Annotated in this window: 14 protein-coding genes, 1 pseudogene and 1 riboswitch; of the genes and pseudogenes, 10 read left to right on the top strand and 5 right to left on the bottom strand. The window is 64.8% G+C overall.

The window, feature by feature from the left end:
- Nucleotides 1–4 precede the first annotated feature (4 nt).
- Genes ACIP1G_RS02010 through ACIP1G_RS01995 form a run of 4 tightly spaced genes read left to right on the top strand, consistent with a single transcriptional unit; the run spans nucleotide 5 to nucleotide 5021 of the window.
- Complete coding sequence (locus ACIP1G_RS02010) at nucleotides 5–1606, top strand: ABC transporter substrate-binding protein (protein ID WP_400733181.1); 1602 nt, start codon at nucleotides 5–7, stop codon at nucleotides 1604–1606.
- A 3-nt stretch (nucleotides 1607–1609) separates the two neighbouring features.
- Nucleotides 1610–2569 (top strand): ABC transporter permease, encoded by a 960-nt coding sequence (locus ACIP1G_RS02005; RefSeq protein ID WP_400733179.1) that lies wholly within the window; start codon nucleotides 1610–1612, stop codon nucleotides 2567–2569.
- A complete protein-coding gene (locus tag ACIP1G_RS02000; RefSeq protein WP_400733176.1) occupies nucleotides 2566–3405 on the top strand; it encodes an ABC transporter permease in 840 nt (279 codons plus the stop codon). The genes ACIP1G_RS02005 and ACIP1G_RS02000 overlap by 4 nt, the downstream gene beginning before the upstream one ends.
- Nucleotides 3405–5021 (top strand): dipeptide ABC transporter ATP-binding protein, encoded by a 1617-nt coding sequence (locus ACIP1G_RS01995; protein ID WP_400733173.1) that lies wholly within the window; start codon nucleotides 3405–3407, stop codon nucleotides 5019–5021. The genes ACIP1G_RS02000 and ACIP1G_RS01995 overlap by 1 nt, the downstream gene beginning before the upstream one ends.
- 215 nt (nucleotides 5022–5236) lie before the next feature.
- On the opposite strand, the gene tenA is transcribed toward ACIP1G_RS01995, so the two are convergent.
- Nucleotides 5237–5902, bottom strand: a complete 666-nt coding sequence (tenA, locus tag ACIP1G_RS01990) for a thiaminase II (RefSeq protein ID WP_400733171.1) — start codon at nucleotides 5900–5902, stop codon at nucleotides 5237–5239.
- On the bottom strand, nucleotides 5899–6546 hold the full coding sequence (locus tag ACIP1G_RS01985; protein ID WP_400733168.1) for a TenA family protein: 648 nt from the start codon (nucleotides 6544–6546) through the stop codon (nucleotides 5899–5901). Before ACIP1G_RS01985 ends, tenA begins: the two co-directional genes overlap by 4 nt.
- Nucleotides 6547–6625: 79 nt before the next feature.
- Nucleotides 6626–6740, bottom strand: a riboswitch (TPP riboswitch).
- A 251-nt stretch (nucleotides 6741–6991) separates the two neighbouring features.
- Here ACIP1G_RS01985 and ACIP1G_RS01980 point away from each other — a divergent pair.
- The 5 genes from ACIP1G_RS01980 to ACIP1G_RS01960 all read left to right on the top strand — a co-directional run bounded on the left by ACIP1G_RS01980 (nucleotide 6992) and on the right by ACIP1G_RS01960 (nucleotide 16393).
- Nucleotides 6992–10387 (top strand): Ig-like domain-containing protein, encoded by a 3396-nt coding sequence (locus ACIP1G_RS01980; RefSeq protein WP_400733166.1) that lies wholly within the window; start codon nucleotides 6992–6994, stop codon nucleotides 10385–10387.
- A 135-nt stretch (nucleotides 10388–10522) separates the two neighbouring features.
- Nucleotides 10523–11506, top strand: a complete 984-nt coding sequence (locus ACIP1G_RS01975; protein ID WP_400733165.1) for an SCO family protein — start codon at nucleotides 10523–10525, stop codon at nucleotides 11504–11506.
- A gap of 82 nt (nucleotides 11507–11588) precedes the next feature.
- Nucleotides 11589–13916, top strand: a complete 2328-nt coding sequence (locus ACIP1G_RS01970) for a putative bifunctional diguanylate cyclase/phosphodiesterase (RefSeq protein ID WP_400733163.1) — start codon at nucleotides 11589–11591, stop codon at nucleotides 13914–13916.
- The gene (locus ACIP1G_RS01965) at nucleotides 13904–14842 is read left to right on the top strand and encodes a phosphate/phosphite/phosphonate ABC transporter substrate-binding protein (RefSeq protein ID WP_400733160.1); all 939 of its coding nucleotides are present in this window, start codon (nucleotides 13904–13906) and stop codon (nucleotides 14840–14842) included. Before ACIP1G_RS01970 ends, ACIP1G_RS01965 begins: the two co-directional genes overlap by 13 nt.
- Before the next feature lie 600 nt (nucleotides 14843–15442).
- Nucleotides 15443–16393 (top strand): site-specific integrase, encoded by a 951-nt coding sequence (locus tag ACIP1G_RS01960; protein ID WP_400733157.1) that lies wholly within the window; start codon nucleotides 15443–15445, stop codon nucleotides 16391–16393.
- On the opposite strand, the gene ACIP1G_RS01955 is transcribed toward ACIP1G_RS01960, so the two are convergent.
- Together ACIP1G_RS01955 and ACIP1G_RS01950 are read right to left on the bottom strand one after the other, a co-directional pair.
- Nucleotides 16383–17492, bottom strand: a complete 1110-nt coding sequence (locus ACIP1G_RS01955; RefSeq protein WP_400733811.1) for an SMP-30/gluconolactonase/LRE family protein — start codon at nucleotides 17490–17492, stop codon at nucleotides 16383–16385. The genes ACIP1G_RS01960 and ACIP1G_RS01955 overlap by 11 nt on opposite strands.
- A gap of 6 nt (nucleotides 17493–17498) precedes the next feature.
- Nucleotides 17499–18107: pseudogene (locus ACIP1G_RS01950) on the bottom strand (SDR family NAD(P)-dependent oxidoreductase); the annotation flags it as partial.
- A 126-nt stretch (nucleotides 18108–18233) separates the two neighbouring features.
- Here ACIP1G_RS01950 and ACIP1G_RS01945 point away from each other — a divergent pair.
- A complete protein-coding gene (locus tag ACIP1G_RS01945; RefSeq protein ID WP_400733155.1) occupies nucleotides 18234–19145 on the top strand; it encodes a LysR family transcriptional regulator in 912 nt (303 codons plus the stop codon).
- 134 nt (nucleotides 19146–19279) lie between these two features.
- Here ACIP1G_RS01945 and ACIP1G_RS01940 read toward each other — a convergent pair whose 3' ends face one another.
- Nucleotides 19280–20419, bottom strand: a complete 1140-nt coding sequence (locus tag ACIP1G_RS01940; protein WP_400733152.1) for a glycerate kinase — start codon at nucleotides 20417–20419, stop codon at nucleotides 19280–19282.
- Nucleotides 20420–20644 lie beyond the last annotated feature (225 nt).

Here is a 20644-nt window from a genome sequence, read left to right as displayed (position 1 = left end):
GCTCATGTTCCGACCTTTGGCTTCATTGAGCCTGGCGATTGCCCTGGGCCTGGCCGGTTGCGATGACAAACCGGCGCAATCCGCCAGCAGCGCCGACGCGGCCAGCCCGCAACCTGGCGGCGTGCTGCGGGTGGCGTTCGACGGTGACCCCAATTGCATCGACCCCCAGCAGGCGGGTAACAACACGGCCCTGAACGTGGGCCGGCAACTGGTCGACTCGCTGACCGACCAGGACCCGCAAACGGCCGCCATCGTGCCGTGGCTGGCCGAGCGCTGGGAGGTCAGTGACGATTCGCGCCAGTTCACCTTCCACCTGCGTCAGGGCGTCACATTCGCTGACGGCAGCCCGCTGGATGCAGCGGCAGTGAAAGCCAACTTCGAGGCCATCGTTGCCTTGGGCGCCCAGGCGCAGCTGGCCAGTACCTACCTGGCCGGCCTGGCGTCGATTGAAGTGCTCGAGCCGCTGAGCGTGCGTATCGCTTTCCACCAGGCCAATGCGCAATTCCTGCAGGCCAGTTCGACCATGAGCCTGGGCTTGCTGGCCCCAGCGACCCTCCAGCGCTCCGCCGAGGAACGTTGCCAGGGTGCGCTGGTGGGCAGCGGGCCGTTCAACGTGAAACGCTTCGAGCACAACCGCCAGGTGCACATCGAAGCCCGCCCCGACTATGCCTGGCCATCGTCGCTGGCCGGGCACCAGGGCCGGGCCTGGCTCGACGCCATCGAGTTCCACATCTTGCCGGAATCCGGCGTGCGCCTCGGCAGCCTGTTGTCCGGGCAGATCGACGTCAACACCAGCGTACCGGTGCAGGACGAGGCCGTGCTGCAAGCCCAGGGCATGCCGTCGATTGCCCGTTCCAACCCAGGCATTGTCTTCAACCTGACCCCCAACGAATCGCGCCCGCCGCTGGACGACGCCAACGTGCGCCGGGCCCTGAACAAGGCCATCGACCGCAGCCAGTTGCAGGCCGTGATCTCGCGCTACCAGAAACCGGCCAGCTCGGTACTGGCCAGCAGCACGCCGTATTACCAGGACCTCAGTGCCAGCCTCGCCTACGACCCCGAAGGCGCCGCCAGGCTGCTGGATGCCGCGGGTTGGGTCAAAGGTGCCGATGGCTGGCGGCAGCGCGATGGCCAGCGGCTGAGCTTTGCCCTCGACTACTGGCAGGCCACCACCCCGGTACTGGAGCTGGTGCAGCAGCAACTGCGCCAGGCGGGCGTGGAGCTGCGCCTGAACAAGTCGACTATCGGCCAGGTGAGCCTGCTGCAGACCTCGCAGAACTACCAGTTGTGGTTCTTCAACCTGACCCGCGCCGACCCGGACGTGCTGCGCACGGTATTCCTCGCCAGTGGCCGCAACGTCAACGTGCGCGGCGCGCTGCCACTGGACCAGGCCCTGCTCGACTCGGCGGCCAGCCTGGAAGCGCACAACCGCGGCGAGCTGATTGCCCAGGCCAGCCAGGCACTGCTTGAACAAGGCCATGTCATCCCGCTGGTGGAAGCAGCGACGGTCACGGCGTTTCGCGATGCCGTGCGCGGCTTGCACTACGAAGCCTCGACCCGCCTGCAGTTTTACGACACCTGGCTGGCACAACCGGGGGGCCACTGAACCATGACGACCCTGACCAATCACCATGCCGTGCTGTGGCGGCTTGCCCAGGCACTGCTGGTGCTGTGGGTGGCGTTTACCCTGTCGTTTGCCATTCTGTATGCGCTACCGGGTGACCCGGTGGCGATCCTGCTGGCACAAAGCGGCGAGCCTGGCGCCGTAGACCCGGCCAAGGTGGCCGAACTGCGTGCCCGCTATCACCTCGATGGCAGCTTATGGCAACAGTACGCCGGTGCCCTCTGGCGCCTGCTGCACCTGGACCTTGGCCATTCACTGCAAAGCGGCAAACCGGTGGTTCAGGCCTTGGCTGACGCATTGCCCGCTACCCTGGCGCTGGCCTTCGCCGCCCTGGCCCTGGCCCTGCCACTGAGCATCGGTGTGGCCCTGGCGGCGCATCAGGTGCGCCAGCCTGCGCTGCAAAGCGCCTTGCACAACGCCCCGGCCGTGGTGGTATCGCTACCGACATTCTGGGTCGGCCTGGTATTGCTGCAGCTGTTTTCCTTTCAGTTGCACTGGCTGCCGGCCATGGGCAGCCAAGGCCTGGCCAGCCTGGTGCTGCCAGCGCTGACCCTGGCCCTGCCCTGTGCGGCGATGATCGCCCAGGTACTTGGCCGCTCGCTGGCCAGCGTCAGCCGCCAGCCTTTCGTCCAGGCATTGCGCAGCAAGGGGCTCGGGCCCTGGCGGCTGCTGTGCGGGCACGTGCTGCACAATGCGGCAATCCCGCTGCTGAGCCTGGCGGGCACCTTGCTGGGCAACATGCTGGCCGGGGCGGTGGTGACCGAAACCGTGTTCTCGCTTGACGGTATCGGCCGCCTGGCCCAGGCCGCCGTCGCCAGCCAGGACATCGCCGTGGTCCAGGGCGTGGTGTTGCTGGCCGCCGTCTTGTATGTGCTGACCAACCTGCTGACCGACCTGGTCTACCCGCTGCTGGACCCACGTATTCGCCAAGGAGGCCGCGCATGATCCTGCAACCTGCCTACCGCTTCGCGCAAACAAGGCGCTGGCCCAGCCTGCCGCTGACACTGAGTATTGCCCTGTTCCTGGTGGTGCTGGGTTGGGCCTTCTGGCCGGCACTGTTCAGCCGCATCGACCCCCTGTTGGCTGACCCCACCCAAGCCCTGCAAGGTCCTTCCGCGCTGCACTGGTTCGGCACCGACCACCTTGGCCGCGACCTGTACGCACGCTGCGTGCATGGCGCCGCGCTGTCACTGCAAGCGACCAGCATCGCCGTGCTGATCGCGCTGCTGGCCGGAAGCTTGCTGGGTGGCATCGCCGGCTGGTTCGGTGGCCTGGCCGACCGGGTACTGGCGGTGCTGGTGGAAGTACTGATGGCCATCCCCGCATTGTTGTTGGCGATGGCAATTGTCACCGCCCTGGGCTTCGGCACCGTGGAAATCGCCGTTGCTGTCGGGCTGTCATCCGTGGCCATCTTTGCCCGGCTGGCCCGTGGCGAGGTGCTGCGCTGGCGCAGCCGCAGCTTTGTCGAGGCAGCGCAGGTGGCCGGCGTGGGCAGCTGGGGCAACCTCTGGCGGCATGTACTGCCGCACGCTGCCGGGCCGTTACTGGCCTTGGCCGCGCTGGAATTCGCCAGCGCCGTGCTGGCCGTGTCGGCACTGAGCTTTCTCGGTTTTGGCGCACCACCACCACAACCGGAATGGGGCCTGCTGATCGCCGAAGGGCGCAACTACATGGTCGTCGCCTGGTGGTACACCACCCTGCCGGGGCTGGTCGTTGCAGCCGTGGTACTGGCCACCCAGCAACTGGCGCGCGGGTTGCAACGTTTACAGGGAGAAGCGTGATGAACGCCCCATTGGTGCGTATCCAGCAGTTCAGCGTCGACTACCCAGGCAGCAGCCAGGCCGCCGTGCAGGCGTTGAACCTGCAGATCGACCCCGGTGAAATCGTCTGCCTGGTGGGTGAGTCCGGCTCGGGCAAATCCACCACGGCTGCAGCCTTGGCCGGGCTGTTGCCGCCGTCGGCACGGCAGCGCGGCCAGCTATGGCTGCAGGGCCAGGCGCTGGAACACTTCAGTGAGCGCGACTGGTGCCAGCGCCGTGGCCGCCTGGTCGGCTTTGTACCACAAGACCCCGGCACCTCGCTGGACCCGGTCAAGACCATTGGTGCGCAGCTGATCGAAGCCATGACCGTGCACGGTGTGCCACGCGCTGAGGCCAGCGAGCGCGGGCTGGTGCTGTTGCAACAGGTTGGCCTGAAGGCTGCACAGCACGTGTACGGCCGTTACCCTCACGAGCTGTCCGGCGGTATGTGCCAGCGTGTGTTGATCGCCATTGCGTTGGCCAACGACCCGCCACTGTTGATTGCCGATGAGCCTACCAGCGCCCTGGATGTGAGTGTTCAGCGGCAGATCCTCGACCGCCTGCAGCAACTGGTGCGCGCACGCGGCAGCAGCCTGCTGCTGATCACCCACGACCTGGCGATGGCACTGGACCGCGCCGACCGCATTGTAGTCATGCGCAACGGCCAGCTGCTGGAAAGCGGTACGCCCGCGCAGTTGTGGCACGCCCCCAGGCACCCCTATACGCGCCAATTGCTGGCCGCCTCGCCGCTGGCCCGCCTGCAACAGCGCCGCACGCCCCCGGCCAGCACGGTTGGCGAACCGCTGTTGCAGGTCAGTGGCCTGCAGCGGCGCTTCAGCCGGCACGGTGCGTGGGTGGTCGACGGTGTCAGCTTCACCTTGCCGCGTGGCAGCACCACCAGCCTGGTGGGCGAGTCTGGCTCGGGCAAGTCCACCACCGCGCGCATCATCCTGGCCCTGGAGCAGGCCAGTGCCGGTAGCGTGCTGTTCGCTGGCCAGCAGGTGCTGGGTGCCGGGCGCCGCCAGTTGCATGCGTATCGGCGGCGGGTGCAGCTGGTCTACCAGAACCCTTGGGCGGCACTGGACCCGCGCCATAACCTGCTACAGATCATCAGCGAGCCGCTGCGCGCCTTCGCCATCGGCGCACGGCGCAATGATCGGCAGCGGGTACTGGACCTGCTGGAGCGGGTCGGGCTACCTGCCGAGCTGCTGCTGCGCCGACCTGGCGAATTGTCGGGCGGGCAACGGCAACGGGTGGCCATCGCCCGTGCCTTGGCAGCCGAACCGGAACTGCTGGTGCTAGACGAACCATTGTCGGCGCTGGATGCGCCGGTGCAGGCACAGGTGCTGGCGTTGTTGCAGCGTCTGCAAGCTGAACTGGGCCTGACTTACCTGTTCATTTCCCACGACCTGGCGACGGTGCGCGGGATCAGCGACCACGTGCTGGTGATGAGCCAGGGCCGGCTGGTGGACCAGGGGCCTACCGAGCAGGTGTTCGAGCGGCCCACGAGTGAGTACACGCGGCGGCTGCTGGAGGATATGCCGGGGTTGGGGCGGGTGTTGCAAGGGGCGCCGGAGTTGGCGCGGGAGGTGGGGTGAGCCTGCTGTAAATGGGCTGGATCGAAGATCGTGGGGCTGCTCTGCAGCCCATCGCGACACAAGGCCGCTCCTACAAGGGTACGCGTTTCCCTTTGTAGGAGCGGCTTTAGCCGCGAAAACCGGCAACGCCGGTGCCATCCACCGCGCTGGATTCTTCGCGGGTGAACCCGCTCCCACAGACCCGTGTAGGAGCGGCCTTGTGTCGCGATCTAGAACTAGACCGAGCCGTCCAGCCCCATCTGCCAGAAATCAGCCTCCAGGCTCGAAGCCTGGCCAAAGATCCCCACCAGCTCGGCAAACCGTTGCTCGGTCATGCTCCGCGCCGCCAGCTCATCCAGGTGCTTGCGCGCGGCCGCTGCCACCCCCTGGTAGCCTTCCCCGGCATACTCGCCAATCCACTCGCGGTACGGGTGGTTGCTCAAGTCGCCAATCCGCTCGGCCAGCGTACGGCCAATCTCCGCATAGCCGATCACGCATGGCGCCAGCGCTGCATGCAGCTCCAGCAGGTCGCCGGCGGCGCCGCAGTCCAGTACGTAGCGGGTATACGCCACCGTGGCCTGGTGCTCTGGCGCGGCCTCGATATCGGCCTGGGTCAGCCCCCAGCGTGCGCACAGGCGCAGGTGCAGCTCGGTTTCATCCAGAATCGCCGCCAACCCGGCCTGCGCAGCACGGATGTCGGCCGGGCGACGGCTCTTGTAGGCAGCCAGCGCCCAGGCGCGGGCGAATTGGATCAGGAACAGGTAATCCTGCACCAGGTAAGTCCGAAACGCTTCTTCGCTCAGTGTGCCCTCGCCCATCTGACGCACGAAGTCGTGGTCCACGTAGCTGTTCCACTGCGGTGCGGCTGCCGCCTTGAGGCGGTCGAAGATATCCACGCTCATTTGCCCTCCGGGTACACAGCATCGAAGAAGGCCAGCTCCAGCGCCACGGTGCGCTGGTAGAAGTCGCCGGCCAGCGCAGCTTCCTGTGGGCCGACGCGGTCCAGCTCGGCCTGCAGGAAGGCAACAAAGTCCTGGAACGCCGGGTTGTCGTGCAGGGTGATCCATTCGGCATGGACGAAGTTGTCTGGCATCGGTTTTGGCGCCTTCAGCGCCCAGTCCAGGTACAGGCCTTCGGCAACGTTGAGTACCGCCAGTGCCGCCGCGTAGGACCGAGTCGCCGCCGCTTCGCGCATGATGGCCTTGAAATCTGCGGTTGGCGCGGTATCGGCCGGTTCGCTACGTTGTGCCGGGCTTACGCCCAGGGCTTCGAAGGCGCGCAGGAAGTAAGTGTTCTCGTCGCTGGAGATCATCCCGGCAAAGCGGCCGAAGCGCAGGCGCGCCTCGAAGGTGTCGGCGGTGGCGATGGCTGCGCCCAGCAGGGTCAGGAAGCTGTCGAGAAAGCGGTGATCCTGTACCAGGTAATTGACCATGATCGGGTCCGGCAGGCTGCCATCACACAGTTGCGTCACGAAGCGGTGGCCAACGGCCGCCGACCAGGTCGGCTCACTATGGCGGCGCAGGGATTGGCTGAAACGTTCGGTCATGTTGCTGTCCTTGATGGGGGTGACAGCGAGACCGTGGAAGGTGGCATGGACTGGCCTCGCAGTGAGGCCGGCAAAAAGGCAGGTTTCAAGTCCCCATCCCTTCGCCGGCATGATCCGGATCAGGTTCGAAGGGTCACCGCGCTGCAGCATCCAGCGGTTTCTCAGCCCGTTGCCGGGCTCCCCTTGGTGGCGCTCAGGTATACCCCAGCGCGCCGGTGCTGTCACTACCCAAAGTACCCAAACCCTGGGCAATGGGTGACCCGCTAGTGGGGACTTATACCCATTTTTGACGCCCCGTTATTTAGCGCACCTCAAGCGCCGCAAGGATTTGTTTAACAAAGCATTACGGAAATATCTGTTGGCACAGCGGTTGCTCGGGGCCATTTACCGGGCAAAACGCCATTGATGGCCGAAAGCCATACAGCCGCAAGCGAGGCATCAGTCAATGAAAACACCTGCCGTGATCCACCCAGCAAGGCATGCTTTCCAGCTGTCTTCCGTCACTGCGCTGATGCTCAGCCTCGGGCTGATCACGGCCATGGCCGCGCCCATGGACGACAACAGCATGCCGCCGCCGACCGACCCGTCGGCCTATACCGACCAGCCGGCCGACCCGACCCAGGCGCTGCTCAACCTGTCCACCCTGCCAGAGGCCAACGAAGGCTCCCTGGAGCTGACCGATGGCGTGTACGGTGACCGCAACACGGTACGCACCGACAACGTTTTGCCGCCGGCGCTGCAGACCTCCGACAAATACCCCACCAACGGCAAACCCAGCCCGCTGTTCGGTGCGCAACCGTTTACCCAGCAACTGCTGCTGTTCGAAGAATTCGGGCCGGAAAAACTTGACCCGACATTGCCGGCGCCAGACCTGACCTTCCCGGTGCCCACACTGGGCGCAGCCCCCGCGCAAGACCCCAACGTGGTGGCCCGCAGCGGCCCCAGCGGCAACGCGCTGGAAGCCTTCCTCAAGCAACCGGGCCTGTACCCGTTCCCGACCCAGTACGCCAACGTGCTGGATCGCAACCCGTGGAAGGCGCAGATCGAGATGTTCCTCAACCGCCACCCGGTGGGCTCGCCGGCAGAAGGCCGGCCACCAGGAAAAGGCTGGTCGCACCAGCGCTGGAACGAGTTCTATCCCCAGGCCGGGTTCAAGACCGCACAGGCTGGTGCGCGTATCAACCTCGGCCTGCGTGACCGCAAACAGATGCACAACTATGCGGTCGGCGAGTTCGCACCGGGCGGGCTGTACTACCAGACGTCCGACATCCCGACCACGCTGGGCACCACCAAGGGCATCGATACCCGCTTCCACCCGAATTTCCCGCTGCAAAACCATAAGTCAGTGTGGACCTTCGACGGCACCTTCCCGCCCAAGCTGCTGATGGTGCGCTATGGCCAGCCGATCCTGATGCGCCATTACAACGCCCTGCCGATCGACCCTTCGGCCAACGGCGGCTTTGGCCTGCACACCATTTCCACCCACGAGCACAACGGCCACTCCCCGGCTGAGAGCGACGGCTTTGCCAACGCCTACTTCTTCCCCGGTCAGTACTATGACTATCGCTGGCCGTTGCAGTTGGCCGGCTACGACACCATCAACACCCGTGCCCAGGACCCGCGTGCGGCCTTCCCCTGCTCGCCAGGGGAAACCTTGTTCGTCAACGACGCCACCCCCGGCTTGAAAACCTGCCAGAACGGCAGCATCAAGATTCGTGGTGACTGGCGCGAAACCATGAGTACCCACTGGTTCCACGACCACATGATGGATTTCACGGCGCAGAACGTCTACAAAGGCAACGCCGTGATGATGAACTACTACAGCGCCATCGACCGCGGCAACGAAGCCTTGCAGGACAACGTCAACCTGCGTTTCCCCAGTGGTTCGGCCATGCCGTGGGGTAACCGCGACTACGACGTCAACCTGGTGATCGCCGACAAGGCCTGGGATGCCAACGGCCAGCTGTGGTTCAACCCGTTCAACACCGACGGCTTCCTCGGTGACCAGATCCTGGTCAACTGGCAGTACCAGCCCAAGCTCAAGGTGCGCGCACGCGCCTACCGCTTCCGTATCCTCAACGGCTCGGTGTCGCGCTACTTCAAGTTTGCCGTGGTGCGTGAAATTGCCGGTACCAGTGGTGAGTTCAAAGGGCCGTCCGGCTCCAACGTGTCGTATGCGCGGGTGCCGTTCCACATGATCGCCAACGACGGCAACATCATGGAACACGCGGTGCCGTTCGACGGCACCATGGACCTCAACGGCGACGGCAACCTGCAGGACAACAACGGCATCCTGCCGCTGCAAGGCATCGCCGAGCGCTACGACATCATCATCAACTTCGCCAAGAACGGCATCAAGGTCGGCGACAAGCTGTACTTCGTCAACCTGATGGAGCACCAGACCGGCAAGGGCCCGGAAGGCGCCATCTCGCTGGCCGATGTGCTGTCGGAAAAATACAAGGCCGTGATCAAGCAGACCAGCAAGGGCCCGAAGTGGGACAATGGCGACCCTGCGATCGGCAAGTTCCTGCAGTTGGTGGTACAGCCTTACAGCGGCCAGGACCTGAGCATGGACCCGGTCGCCTACGAGCCGGCCAAGCCGGGCAAGGCTGAAGGCCTGAAGATGATCCCGCTGCCGATTGACCGCAACTCGGCGGCTGACCAGGCCAAGATCAAGGATGCCCGCCACCGCGAGTTCATCTTTGGTCGCTCCGATGGTACCGACACCAACCCGTGGACCATCAAGACCGACGGCGGCTTTGGCTACAGCATGGACCCACGGCGCATCAGCGCAGCACCGCAACTGGCCAACCAGTCCACCGACGGCGGCTTCAGTGGCGACGGTACGATGGAAGTGTGGAAAATCGTCAACGGCGGTAACGGCTGGAGCCACCCGGTACACGTGCACTTCGAAGAAGGCGTGATCCTCAGCCGCGACGGCAAGGCACCGCCAGAGTGGGAAAAATGGGCACGCAAGGACGTGTACCGCATCGGGCCAGACGCCGATTCGTCGGAAGAGGTGGAAATGGCCATCCGCTTCCGCGAGTTTGCCGGTACCTACATGGAGCACTGCCACAACACCCAGCATGAGGACTCGTCGATGCTGCTGCGCTGGGACATTGAACACCCGGGGCAGTTCCAGGTGATGCCAACCCCGCTGCCTGGCTGGGATGGCGTGGAATATGCGCCTTCGGTGGGCCTGCCAACCTTCCGCACCAAAGGCCACGGTGGCAATGAGGACCCGGCCAACAAGCCACCGGTCGCGGCAAACGACAGTGCGGCAACCACCGCTGGCAAGCCGATCACCCTGAACGTGCTGGCCAACGACTCCGACCCGGATGGCAACGTACCGCTGACCGTCACTGGCCTCAACCAGCCTGACTCCGGCAAGGGTACTGTCAGCACCGACGGCACCACGGTCACCTTCACCCCACCGGCCACGGTCGACACAGCGTACACCGCCAGCTTCAGCTACACGGCGCGTGATGCCAAAGGTGCCGAATCGGTAACCCCGGCCACGGTCAGCATTGCGGTAAGCCCGGCGGCGGCGGTCGACCAGATCCAGGTCACCAGTGCCGTGGTGCAGGTGCGCAGTGGTAACCGCTACACCTGGGACGTGTCCGGCACCACCTCGGTGGCCACCGGCAACAGCATCAGTGTGACGGCGGCAACCACCAGTGGCCCGCTGAACCTGGGTAATGCCACGCTGACCGCCGCCACCAGCGGCGCCCGCTGGCGGTTGTCGGCGACCACCACCGGCAACGGCCCGGCCACACCGGCAACGGTGACCGTGAAGTCGACACTGGGGCAAAGCATGACTGTGCCGATCAGCATCAAGTAACTAGAAGCGGGGGCCGCTCTGCGGCCCTTCGCGGGTGAACCCGCTCCTACAGGGTTTGTAGGAGCGGGTTCACCCGCGAACACCGGCAAGGCCGGTGCCATCCACCGCGTCGCAATAATTGACGAGGACCACATCATGCCCGGCTCATGGCGTTTCCTGCTGGTACTCGCGCTGTTCGCCGCCAGCATCCCGTTCTGGCCGCTGCAGCCAAAACAACCAGTGGCCGAAGAAGCCGCCACCCCCTGGGGTGCCAACTACTTCCCCAACATCCCCCTGCTCACCCAGGACGGTAAAAAAGTGCATTTCTTCGACGACCTGATCAAAGACAAGGTAGTCGCCATCAACTTCATCTTCACCGGCTGTACCGACTCCTGCCCGGTGGAAACCGCCCGCCTGCGCCAGGTACAGAAAATTCTCGGCGACCGGGTCGGCAAGGACATCTTCCTCTACTCCATCAGCATCGACCCCTACAACGACACCCCCACCACCCTCAAGCGCTACGCCGAAAAGTTCGGCATCGGCCCTGGCTGGACACTGCTCACCGGCGAACCCGCCGACATCGAGCAATTGCGCCGTAGCCTGGGGCTGTGGATCGACGGCCTGGAAAACGGCCGCTCCAAGGACCACAACCTGAGCCTGATCATCGGCAACCAGGCCACCGGCCGCTGGATGAAGGCTTCGCCCTTCGAAAGCCCTTACATCCTCGCCGACCGCCTGGGCAACAGCCTGCACAACTGGAAGCAAGCCAGCGCCATGGCCAATGACTATGCCCAGGCCCCCGTGGTCCGCCCGCCCAGCAGTGGCGAGCAGATCTTCCGCACCCGCTGCTCGTCCTGCCATACCCTGGGCAATACCGAGCCAGGGCAACCTGGCATCGGCCCGGACTTGCTGGGCGTGACCCGTCAGCGTGACGCCAACTGGCTGACCCGCTGGCTGAAGGAACCCGACGTGATGCTGGCCCAGAAAGACCCCTTGGCCATGCTGCTGTATGAACAGTACAACCGGCTGGCCATGCCTAACATGCGTCTGGGCGACGCCGAGGTCAGCGCATTGATGAGCTACATCGAGGAGGAGACCGCGCGCGTGCAAGCACCGCTGGCGGCTACGGGAAACCCTTAAAGGCACTTGGCCATCAAGTCATTAGGCTGTCATCTTACTGTCGTATTTTTCGACCATCACCCAGGGTCGGGAACTATCAGCATTGATTCGCCGTTCGCTTTCATCCGCCAGCCTCCTGCGGCTGCTGATACTGATGCTGTGTGCAGCCACCCTGGCCTTTGTCTGGGGGCTGCACGTTTCGCAAAAAGCCGCCGCCCGCCAGGACGCGCTGTCGGCCAAGGCCGCCGAGCACCTGAACCTGGCCAGCATCGTCGGCGAAAGCCTGCGCCAGCTGGTCGACCGCGCCCAGGCTGTGGGCCGGGTCACCCAGGACGACATGAAGGTCCTGCGCCAGGGCAACTTCAGCCTGGCGCGTATCCTTGCCGAGGACCCGGTATTCAAACGCATGAGCCTGTACGACCGGCAAGGCCGGCTGTTGTCGGCAAGCCATGCCGACGAGGCCGCCGCACTGCCCGAAGACTGGTTACGCCAGCTGCAACGGCACGTTGCCCGCTACGGTTTCAAGCCGTTTCTACCCAGCGTGCAAGCGCCCGGCCAACCGGCCACCCTGCCCAACTGGCGCCTGCCTTTCCTGCTGCCACTGACCGACTTGCCTGGCCGCGAAATCGACAACATTTTGGTGGTGCAGCTGGACATCGGCTACCTGGCAGTGCTGTTCCAGCATATCGACCTGGGCCGCAGTGGGCTGGTGCGCCTGCTGCAGGAGGACGGCCTGGAGCGGCTGCGCATCGACACCAGCGGTGTGGTAGTGGCCGGTGACTTGCTGCAGCCCGCGCTGCCAGACACCGGCAATGAAGCGGGCATACTGAACCAGTACGCGGCCGGTGAGGCGTACCAGAGCTTGTACCGGCGCGTGCCTGAGCGGGGCTTCAGCGTGGTGGTCAGCCAGCGCCAGGACGAAATCCTCGCGCCCTCGGCGCTGGCCTATTCCCGGCAGTTCTGGCTGAACCTGAGCATGACCCTGATGATTCTCGCCAGCCTGCTGTGGGCCTTGCGCCTGTTGCGCAAGCGCCAGGAGGCTTTCAGTGCGCTGGAACATGCCCAGCAGGTCAACCAGCAGCTTATCGGCCGCCTGGAGGACGAACACCGGCGCAGCAGCCATGCCGCCGCCACCGACCACCTCAGCGGGCTGCACAACCGCCGCCAGTTCGTCGAGGTGGCCGGCCTGGCACTGACCCGGCAACGTGGCAAGCGCCGGCTGATGGCGATCCTGTTCATCGACATGGACCGTTTCAAGTCGATCAACGATTCGCTCGGGCACAAGATCGGCGACCTGCTGCTGCAGGCCGTGGCCGGGCGCATCCAGCGCCTGCTGGAGCCCGGCGACGAGGCTTCGCGCTTTGGCGGTGACGAGTTCGTGGTGCTGCTAGCCGGCGAGCGCAGCGAAGAACAGATCAATAACTGGGTCCGCGAACTGGTACAGAAACTGTCGGCCACTTATGCCCTGGACGGCCAGGAGGTCAACACCAGCCCCAGCGTAGGTGTAAGCATCTGCCCGCGCGATGGCCAGGACATCGACAGCCTGATCCGCAGTGCCGATGCCGCGATGTACTCGGCCAAGCAAGCCGGGCGCGCGCAGTACCGCTTCTTCGACCCGTCGCTGAACCTGGCCGACATTCAGGCCTTCACCCTGGAACAGGCCTTTGGCTGCGCCTTGGCCGAACGCCGGTTCGTGCTGCACTACCAGCCGCGGATACGGCTCGACACCCAGCAGGTGCTGGGCTACGAAGCGTTGGTACGTTGGGACCACCCCGAGTTCGGCCTGCTTTACCCGGACCGTTTCATTGGCCTGGCCGAGCGCAGCGGTTTTATTGTCGAGTTGGGCTGGGAGGTGCTGCGCCTGGCCTGTGAAGCCTTGTCGGCCTGGCATACCCAAGGCCGGGAGACGCGCCTGGCCGTCAATGTATCCGCCCTGCAACTGCGCCAGGCCGACTTCGCGGCGCGGCTGCTGAGCAAATTGCAGCGCCATGGGATCGCCCCGCAGCGGTTGGAGCTGGAAATTACCGAAACCACCATCCTCGACCCCGAAGGCACGGCAGTGGCGCACTTGCACACCCTGCGCGGCGCCGGCCTGGGCATCAGCCTGGACGACTTCGGCCGCGGTTACGCGGGCTTTGCCCACCTGCACTCGCTGCCACTGAGCAAACTGAAGATCGACCGCTCGCTGATTGCGCCGCTGTCCAACAGCCCTGACGACAGCCCGATCGTGTCCTCCACCATCATTCTCGCCAAACGCCTGGGCCTGGAGGTGGTGGCCGAAGGGGTGGAAACCCGCGAACAGGTGGTGTGCCTGAAGCTCGCAGGCTGCGATATCGCCCAGGGCTACCACTTCAGCCGCCCGCTGTCGCCAGCGCAGTTGCGTGAATACCCGCCCTTCAACGGCATCGAGGACAAGGCATGCGTGCACTGAAAGCCCTGGCCACGCTGGTGCTGGCCAGCCTGTTGGTCAGTACCGCGCTGGCCGACTGCACGCCGCGCAGCCTGCGCCTGGCGGTAATCCCGATAAAAAGCGCCGAAGACATGGCCCGTGAGCATCAGCCGCTGCTGCAGCGCCTGAGCCAGGCCGCCGGGGTACCGGTGGAGCTGGCCCGTGAGCATCAGCCGCTGCTGCAGCGCCTGAGCCAGGCCGCCGGGGTACCGGTGGAGCTGGTGATTGCCGCCTCCTACGAAAGCGTGGTCGATGCGATTGTTTCCGGTGGTGCGGACATCGCCCGTCTTGGCCCCGCCTCGTATGCGCTGGCCCACCGTCGTGATCCGCGTATCGAGCCGTTTGCCACCTTTACCTTGAGTGCCGGCCCCTACACCCCGGCAGGTAACCATTATCAGGCATTGCTGCTCACCCGTGGCGACAGCCCTGATGGTGTCGAAGCGCTGCAAGGCAAGCGCGTGGCCCTGACTGACCCCGCCAGCACTTCGGGCAGCCTGGTGCCCAGTGTCGAATTTGCCGCCCGGGTAGGCATGCCGTTGCCGCAGTTCTTTGGCGCGCTGGTGTATGCCGGTAACCATGACAAGGCGCTGCAAGCCTTGCTGGAAGGCCGGGTCGATGCAGCGTTTGTCGCCAGCGAGCGCACCGATGCGTATTTGGCCCAGCATGCCATCGCGCCAACACGGCTCAAGGCGCAGTGGCGTTCGCGGCCGATCTACTACGACCCGTACGTGTTCAGTGCCAGCCTGTGCCCGGCGCTGAAAAGCCGTATTCGCAAGGCCATGCTTGATGACCCGAAGGCGCTCGCGGCGTTCGTTGCCTCGCAGGATGCCAGTGGGTTGGTGCCCGTCAGCCAGGCCAATTATGCGCCGCTGCAGCAGATGATGGATACGGCGTTGCCGCCCCAATAACTGCAAGCGCGCGGTCCCTGTAGGAGCGGGTTTACCCGCGAACACCGGCGGAGCCGGTGCCATCCACCGCGCTGGATTCTTCGCGGGTAAACCCGCTCCTACAAAGATAAGCAGCGCCTGCAAGATATCCTTTCAAGCTCGCGCGGTCCCTGTGGGAGCGGGTTCACCCGCGAACACCGGCGGAGCCGGTGCCATCCACCGCGCTGGATTCTTCGCGGGTAAACCCGCTCCTACAAAAACAAGCAGCGCCTGCAAGATCTCCATTCAAGCTTGCGCGGTACCTGTAGGAGCGGGTTTACCCGCGAACACCGGCGGAGCCGGTGCCATCCACCACGCTGGATTCTTCGCGGGTAAACCCGCTCCCACAAAGATAAGCAGCGCCTGCAAGATCTCCTTTCAAGCTCGCGCGGTCCCTGTGGGAGCGGGTTTACCCGCGAACACCGGCGGAGCCGGTGCCATCCACCACGCTGGATTCTTCGCGGGTAAACCCGCTCCTACAAAAATACGCAGCGCCTGCAAGATCTCCTACATCGGGTAAGAGGCAGGACAGGCAAACCATTTCGGTTTATCGTGTGCCCATCGCACACCGACACCCGCACCATGACCGACATCGAGCGCTACCTCCGCGCCGCCACCCGTGACAACACCCGGCGCAGTTACCAAGCCGCCATCGAACATTTCGAAACCCACTGGGGCGGCTTTCTTCCGGCCACGGCCGAGAGCATCGCCCGCTACCTGGCCGACCACGCCGACCAGCATGCGGTCAGCACCCTGCGCCAGCGCCTGGCCGCGCTCAGCCAGTGGCACGTCGCCCAAGGCTTCCCCGACCCGACCAAGGCACCGCTGGTACGTCAGGTATTGCGGGGCATCCGTACCTTGCACCCGACGCCACCCAAACAGGCGGCCCCATTGTTGCTGCAGCACCTGCAAACCGCCGTGGCGTGCTTCGAAGAAGAAGCCCGCCAGGCACGTGAACACCACGACCTGGCCACCCTGCGCCGGGCACGTCGCGACGCGGCGCTGCTGCTGCTGGGCTTCTGGCGTGGTTTTCGCGGTGATGAACTGGCGCGCCTGCGCATCGAGCATATCCAGGCCGAGGCCGGTGTCGGCATTACCCTGTTCCTGCCGCGCAGCAAGGGCGACCGTGAGGCGCTGGGCGTGCAACACCGCACCCCTGCCCTCAAGGCCCTGTGCCCGGTCACGGCCTACATGCAATGGCTGGAGGTCGCCGGCATCGCCCACGGCCCGGTATTCCGCAAACTCGACCGTTGGGGCAACCTCAGCGACAACCCGCTCAACAGCAACAGCCTGATCGGCCTGTTGCGGCGCATGCTGGAACGCGCCGGGGTACCCGCATCGCTGTACACCGGCCACTCACTGCGCCGCGGCTTTGCCACCTGGGCCACGGCCAACGGTTGGGAACTGAAGTCGCTGATGAGCTACGTGGGCTGGAAAGATGCCAAATCGGCCTTGCGATACATCGACTCGGCGCAACGCTTCGGCGAGCTGGCCGTGCTACCGGCCAGCCAGGCCCAACACCTCATTCCTTGAAGCAGTGCCGGGCGATGCCGCCAACTTCCGGGCGGATGGCAAACAGGTCGCCGGCATCCGGGTAGTGGTGAAGGTCTGAGGCGCTCATGCCGAACCGCGCAGTGCTGATGTACAGGGTGTTCATCCCGGCCCCACCAAAGCAGCAACTGGTAGGGTGTGGTACCGGCATCAGCACCTGGTCGGTCAGGTGGCCGTTGCGGTCATAGCGCAACAGGCAACTGCCATTGAACTGGCACACCCACAGCCCGCCCTCGCGGTCCAGGGCAATGCCGTCCGGCCGCCCCAGTTCGGCGGGGGTTTCGGCAAACAGCGTTACCGCACCCAGGCGGCCTTCGGTCAAGTATTGCGCGCGGTAAATCGTGCGCGCGGCCGAGTCGACGAAGTACACCGTGTGGCCGTCTTGCGACCAGGCCAGGCCAGTGGGCAGCGCCATGTCGTCGTGAATGACCTGGTCGATCAATTGCCCGTCAAAGCGGAACAGCGCCCCGCTGTTGCCACTGGACTCTTCATCCATCAGCCCGGTGACGAAGCGCCCCTGCGGGTCACAGGCACCATCGTTGAAGCGGTAGGTCGGCCGGTAATGCACCGACGCCGAATGCTGGCGCACCTTGCGCGGCAGCATGTCGAAGATGGCCACACTGGCATCCTCGGTGAAAATCAGGTTGCCCTGGTCTGTCAGTGCCAGGGCGCCGATGCGCGCGGCAGATTCGTACAGGCTTTGCACTTCGCCCTCGGGCGTCAGGCAATTGATGCGCCCGCCAGAAATATCGACGAAGTACAGCGCGCCGTTGCGCTCATCCCACACCAGGCTCTCGCCCAGGTCGGCACGCGTGTTGGCGACTTTGACTGGCACGTAGTTGCATTCCTTGATACGGCTCCAGCGTTCCGCCACTTCGGCCAGGTTGCTGGCCTGCACACGGCCGAGGTCGCGGGGGTAGCTGACGCCGCTGTTTTCGCTGAAGCGCGTGGCAGTGAACTGGCCATTGCTGGCGCGCAAGATGTACCCGGTGTCATGGCACAGCGCGCTGGCCAGGTACAGCACGCCGGGGGTGACCCATTCGGGTTTCAGCTCTTGCGGCGGCTGGCTGATGCCCCACATGCGGGTCTTGGCCACTGGCGAAATCGCATTGACCAGGATGCCGTGTTCCAGGCCCTCCATGCTCAGGGCGTTCATGATGCCCACCTGGGCCATCTTGCCAGCGGCATAGGCGACCAGGCCGGGCTGTGCATAGCGCTGGTACATGGCGCGGTCCGAGGTGGTCAGCACCACACGCGGCGCGGCAGAGCGCTTGAGGTGTGGCCAGGCGTGCTTGGCCAGCCACACGGGCGCCTGCACGTTGATGCCCAGGGCGCGTTGCAGAAAAGCTTCTTGCTGGTCTTCGATACGCTGGTAATCAACCCAGCCAGCGTTATGGATGAGGATGTCGAGCCCGCCAAAATGCTCGATGGCCAGCGCGATCAACGCCTGGCAGGCGCTTTCGTCTTGCAGTTGGCCGGCATGCCCGACCACCGCAAAGCCCCTGGCTCGCATGGCCGCCAGCGCGTGTTCGAGGGCCGACGCATCCTGCCCTTGGCCAGAGCGGTCGGTGCCCAGGTCACTGATTACCAGCCGTGCGCCGCGTTCGGCCAGCGCCATGGCATAGGCCAAGCCCAGGCCCTGTGCGGCACCGGTGATGACCGCAACTTTGTTGTGGAAAGGGTCTGTAACGGGCATTTCTGACTACCTTCGCTTCTCCTTTTTACGATAACAATAAAAAAATCAATGACTTAATATTAAAAGCATGCAACTTTGATATCTCATGGATATCACTGCCAGGTCAGCGCGCAGAAGGAATGCTGGATGATCGAGACACGCCTGCTCAGGCAGTTCATTGCCGTTGCCGAAGAACTGCACTTTCACAAGGCTGCCGAGCGCCTGCACATGGCGCAGCCGCCCCTGAGCCAGGCCATCAGCCGCCTTGAAGACAAGCTCGGCTTCAGCCTGTTGGTGCGCAACAAGCGCGGGGTGCGCTTGACGGCGGCGGGCGCGGCCTTCCTCGACACCGCTTACCGCACGCTGGCCGAGCTGGAACAGGGTATCGAATACGCGCGCAATGTATCGCAGGGGGTCAGCGGCAAGCTGACCATCACGGCCATTTCCATTGCCTACTACGACTCGCTGCTCAGCAGCTTGCGGCGCTTTCGCGAAACTTACCCGGACGTGCAGTTGACCATCCGCGAGATGCCTTCGGCCTCGCAGGCCAAGGCCCTGTTGGCCGGTGAGGCCGACATCGGTTTCATGCGCAGGTTGCCGCTGCCGGCAGGCACCCTGGAATCACGGCTGCTGCTGGACGAGCAGATTGTCATGGCCCTGCCCGCCAACCACGCGCAAGCGCAACAGGGTGAAGTGGACCTGCGCGCATTCGCCGATGAAGATTTCGTGTTTACCCCGCAAGCCTTGGGCGGCGGCTACCATGCGCAATTGATCGCCCTGTGCGAAGCGGCAGGGTTCTACCCCAAGGTGGTGCAGGAAGCGGCGCAGATCCATACCCTGCTCGGCCTGGTGGCCTGTGGTTTTGGCGTGGCCCTGGTGCCGGCGTCATTCGCCGAGTCCACCCCGCGCGACCGTGTGCGCTTCTGTACGATCCGCCCGATTGACGAGCAACCCTCGCCTGGCCTGGGCCTGTACATGAAGTGGAGCGCCCAGAATGCTTCGCCGGCGCTGGCCAACTTTATTGCCATGTTCGAAAACCAGGGCATCACACGCCACTAGCAACACTGTGGGAGCGGGTTTACCCGCGAACACCGGCGAAGCCAGTGTCATACACCGCGTTGCATTGTTCGCGGCGGTTCGACGCCTCGGTGAACCCGCTCCCACAGGGTTCAGCGCAGGTTTTTGGATATTGATCAAGTTCGCTTCGCGCAGCGCCACAGGCGGCCAATGTCACAAGCCCGCGCCTGCAGCAATTCAGCGGCATTGGCACACGCCTGCTCCAGGCTCATCGGCCCGCTCGCCAGCGCGAAGGCGGCATCGACCCCATGGGCATACAACTGCTGGTAACCCTCACCCAAGGTCCCGGCCAGTACCACAACCGGCACGCCATGGCGCTTGGCAACCCGCGCAACGCCCATCGGCGTCTTGCCGCGCAAGGTCTGGGCATCGAAACGGCCCTCGCCGGTTACCACCAGGTCGGCACCCTGCACCAGGGCATCGAGCCCGGCCAGTTCAGCCACCACCTCTACCCCCGGGCGGAACTGTGCGCCCATGAATGCGCGGGCCGCGAAGCCCATGCCACCCGCTGCGCCACAGCCAGGGTAGTCGCGAACATCTTCACCCAGCAGTTGCGCACAGTGGTCGGCAAAATGCCCCAGCGCCTGGTCCAGCGCCTGCACCTGCTGTGGGTTGGCACCCTTCTGCGGGCCGAAGATTGCCGACGCGCCGTTGGCGCCGCACAGCGGGTTGTCGACGTCCGCTGCCACTTCGAACTGCACCTCGGCCAGGCGCGGGTCGAGGTCGCTGGCGTCGATGCGGGCCAGCTTGGCCAGGGCCAGGCCGCCCTCTTCCAGCGCTTGCCCGTCGGCATCCAGCAGGCGCAGGCCCAGTGCCCGCAACATGCCGCTGCCGGCGTCATTGGTGGCGCTGCCGCCGATGGCCAGCACTACCCGTTGTGCGCCAGCAGCCAGGGCTGCGGCAATCAATTCGCCGGTGCCCCAGGTGCTGCTGCGGCAGGCATCACGCTGCCCGGTTGGCACCAGTTGCAGGCCACTGGCCTGGGCCATTTCGATGATTGCCGTGCGGCTTTGTGGCAACCAGCCCCAACCGGCCTCGACGCTCTGCCCCAGCGGGCCACGCACGGCCTGGCGGCGCAATTCGCCGTGGCTGGCGGCCAGGATCGCATCCATGGTGCCTTCGCCACCGTCGGCCATCGGGCACTCGACCAACTCCGCGTCTGGCCACGCCTCGCCCAGGCCTGCGGCAATAGCGCGGGCGACACCGGCAGCGTCGAGGCTGTCCTTGAACGAGTCGGGGGCAATGACGATCTTCATGGGGATTCTCCTGTCCTGAGAGCGGCATGCTGACAGTTGTTCGCCAAGGTGGCCTCGGTCAAATGCACAAAACGCTGGCGGGGTTGATTGGGCAGATGCCTTTTTGCCTGCCTCCTTGGGATTTTTGGTTGCCTGTGAAATCGAGCGCCGCCCGCGCGGCGCTTCGCGGCTAAAGCCGCTCCTACGTTTGTTTCGGGCCAATTATTCCTGTGGGATTTGCGCGCG

Source organism: Pseudomonas sp. NPDC089392 (genome assembly GCF_044749595.1).
GTDB lineage: Bacteria > Pseudomonadota > Gammaproteobacteria > Pseudomonadales > Pseudomonadaceae > Aquipseudomonas.
This window is presented reverse-complemented; position numbering and strand designations above follow the sequence as displayed.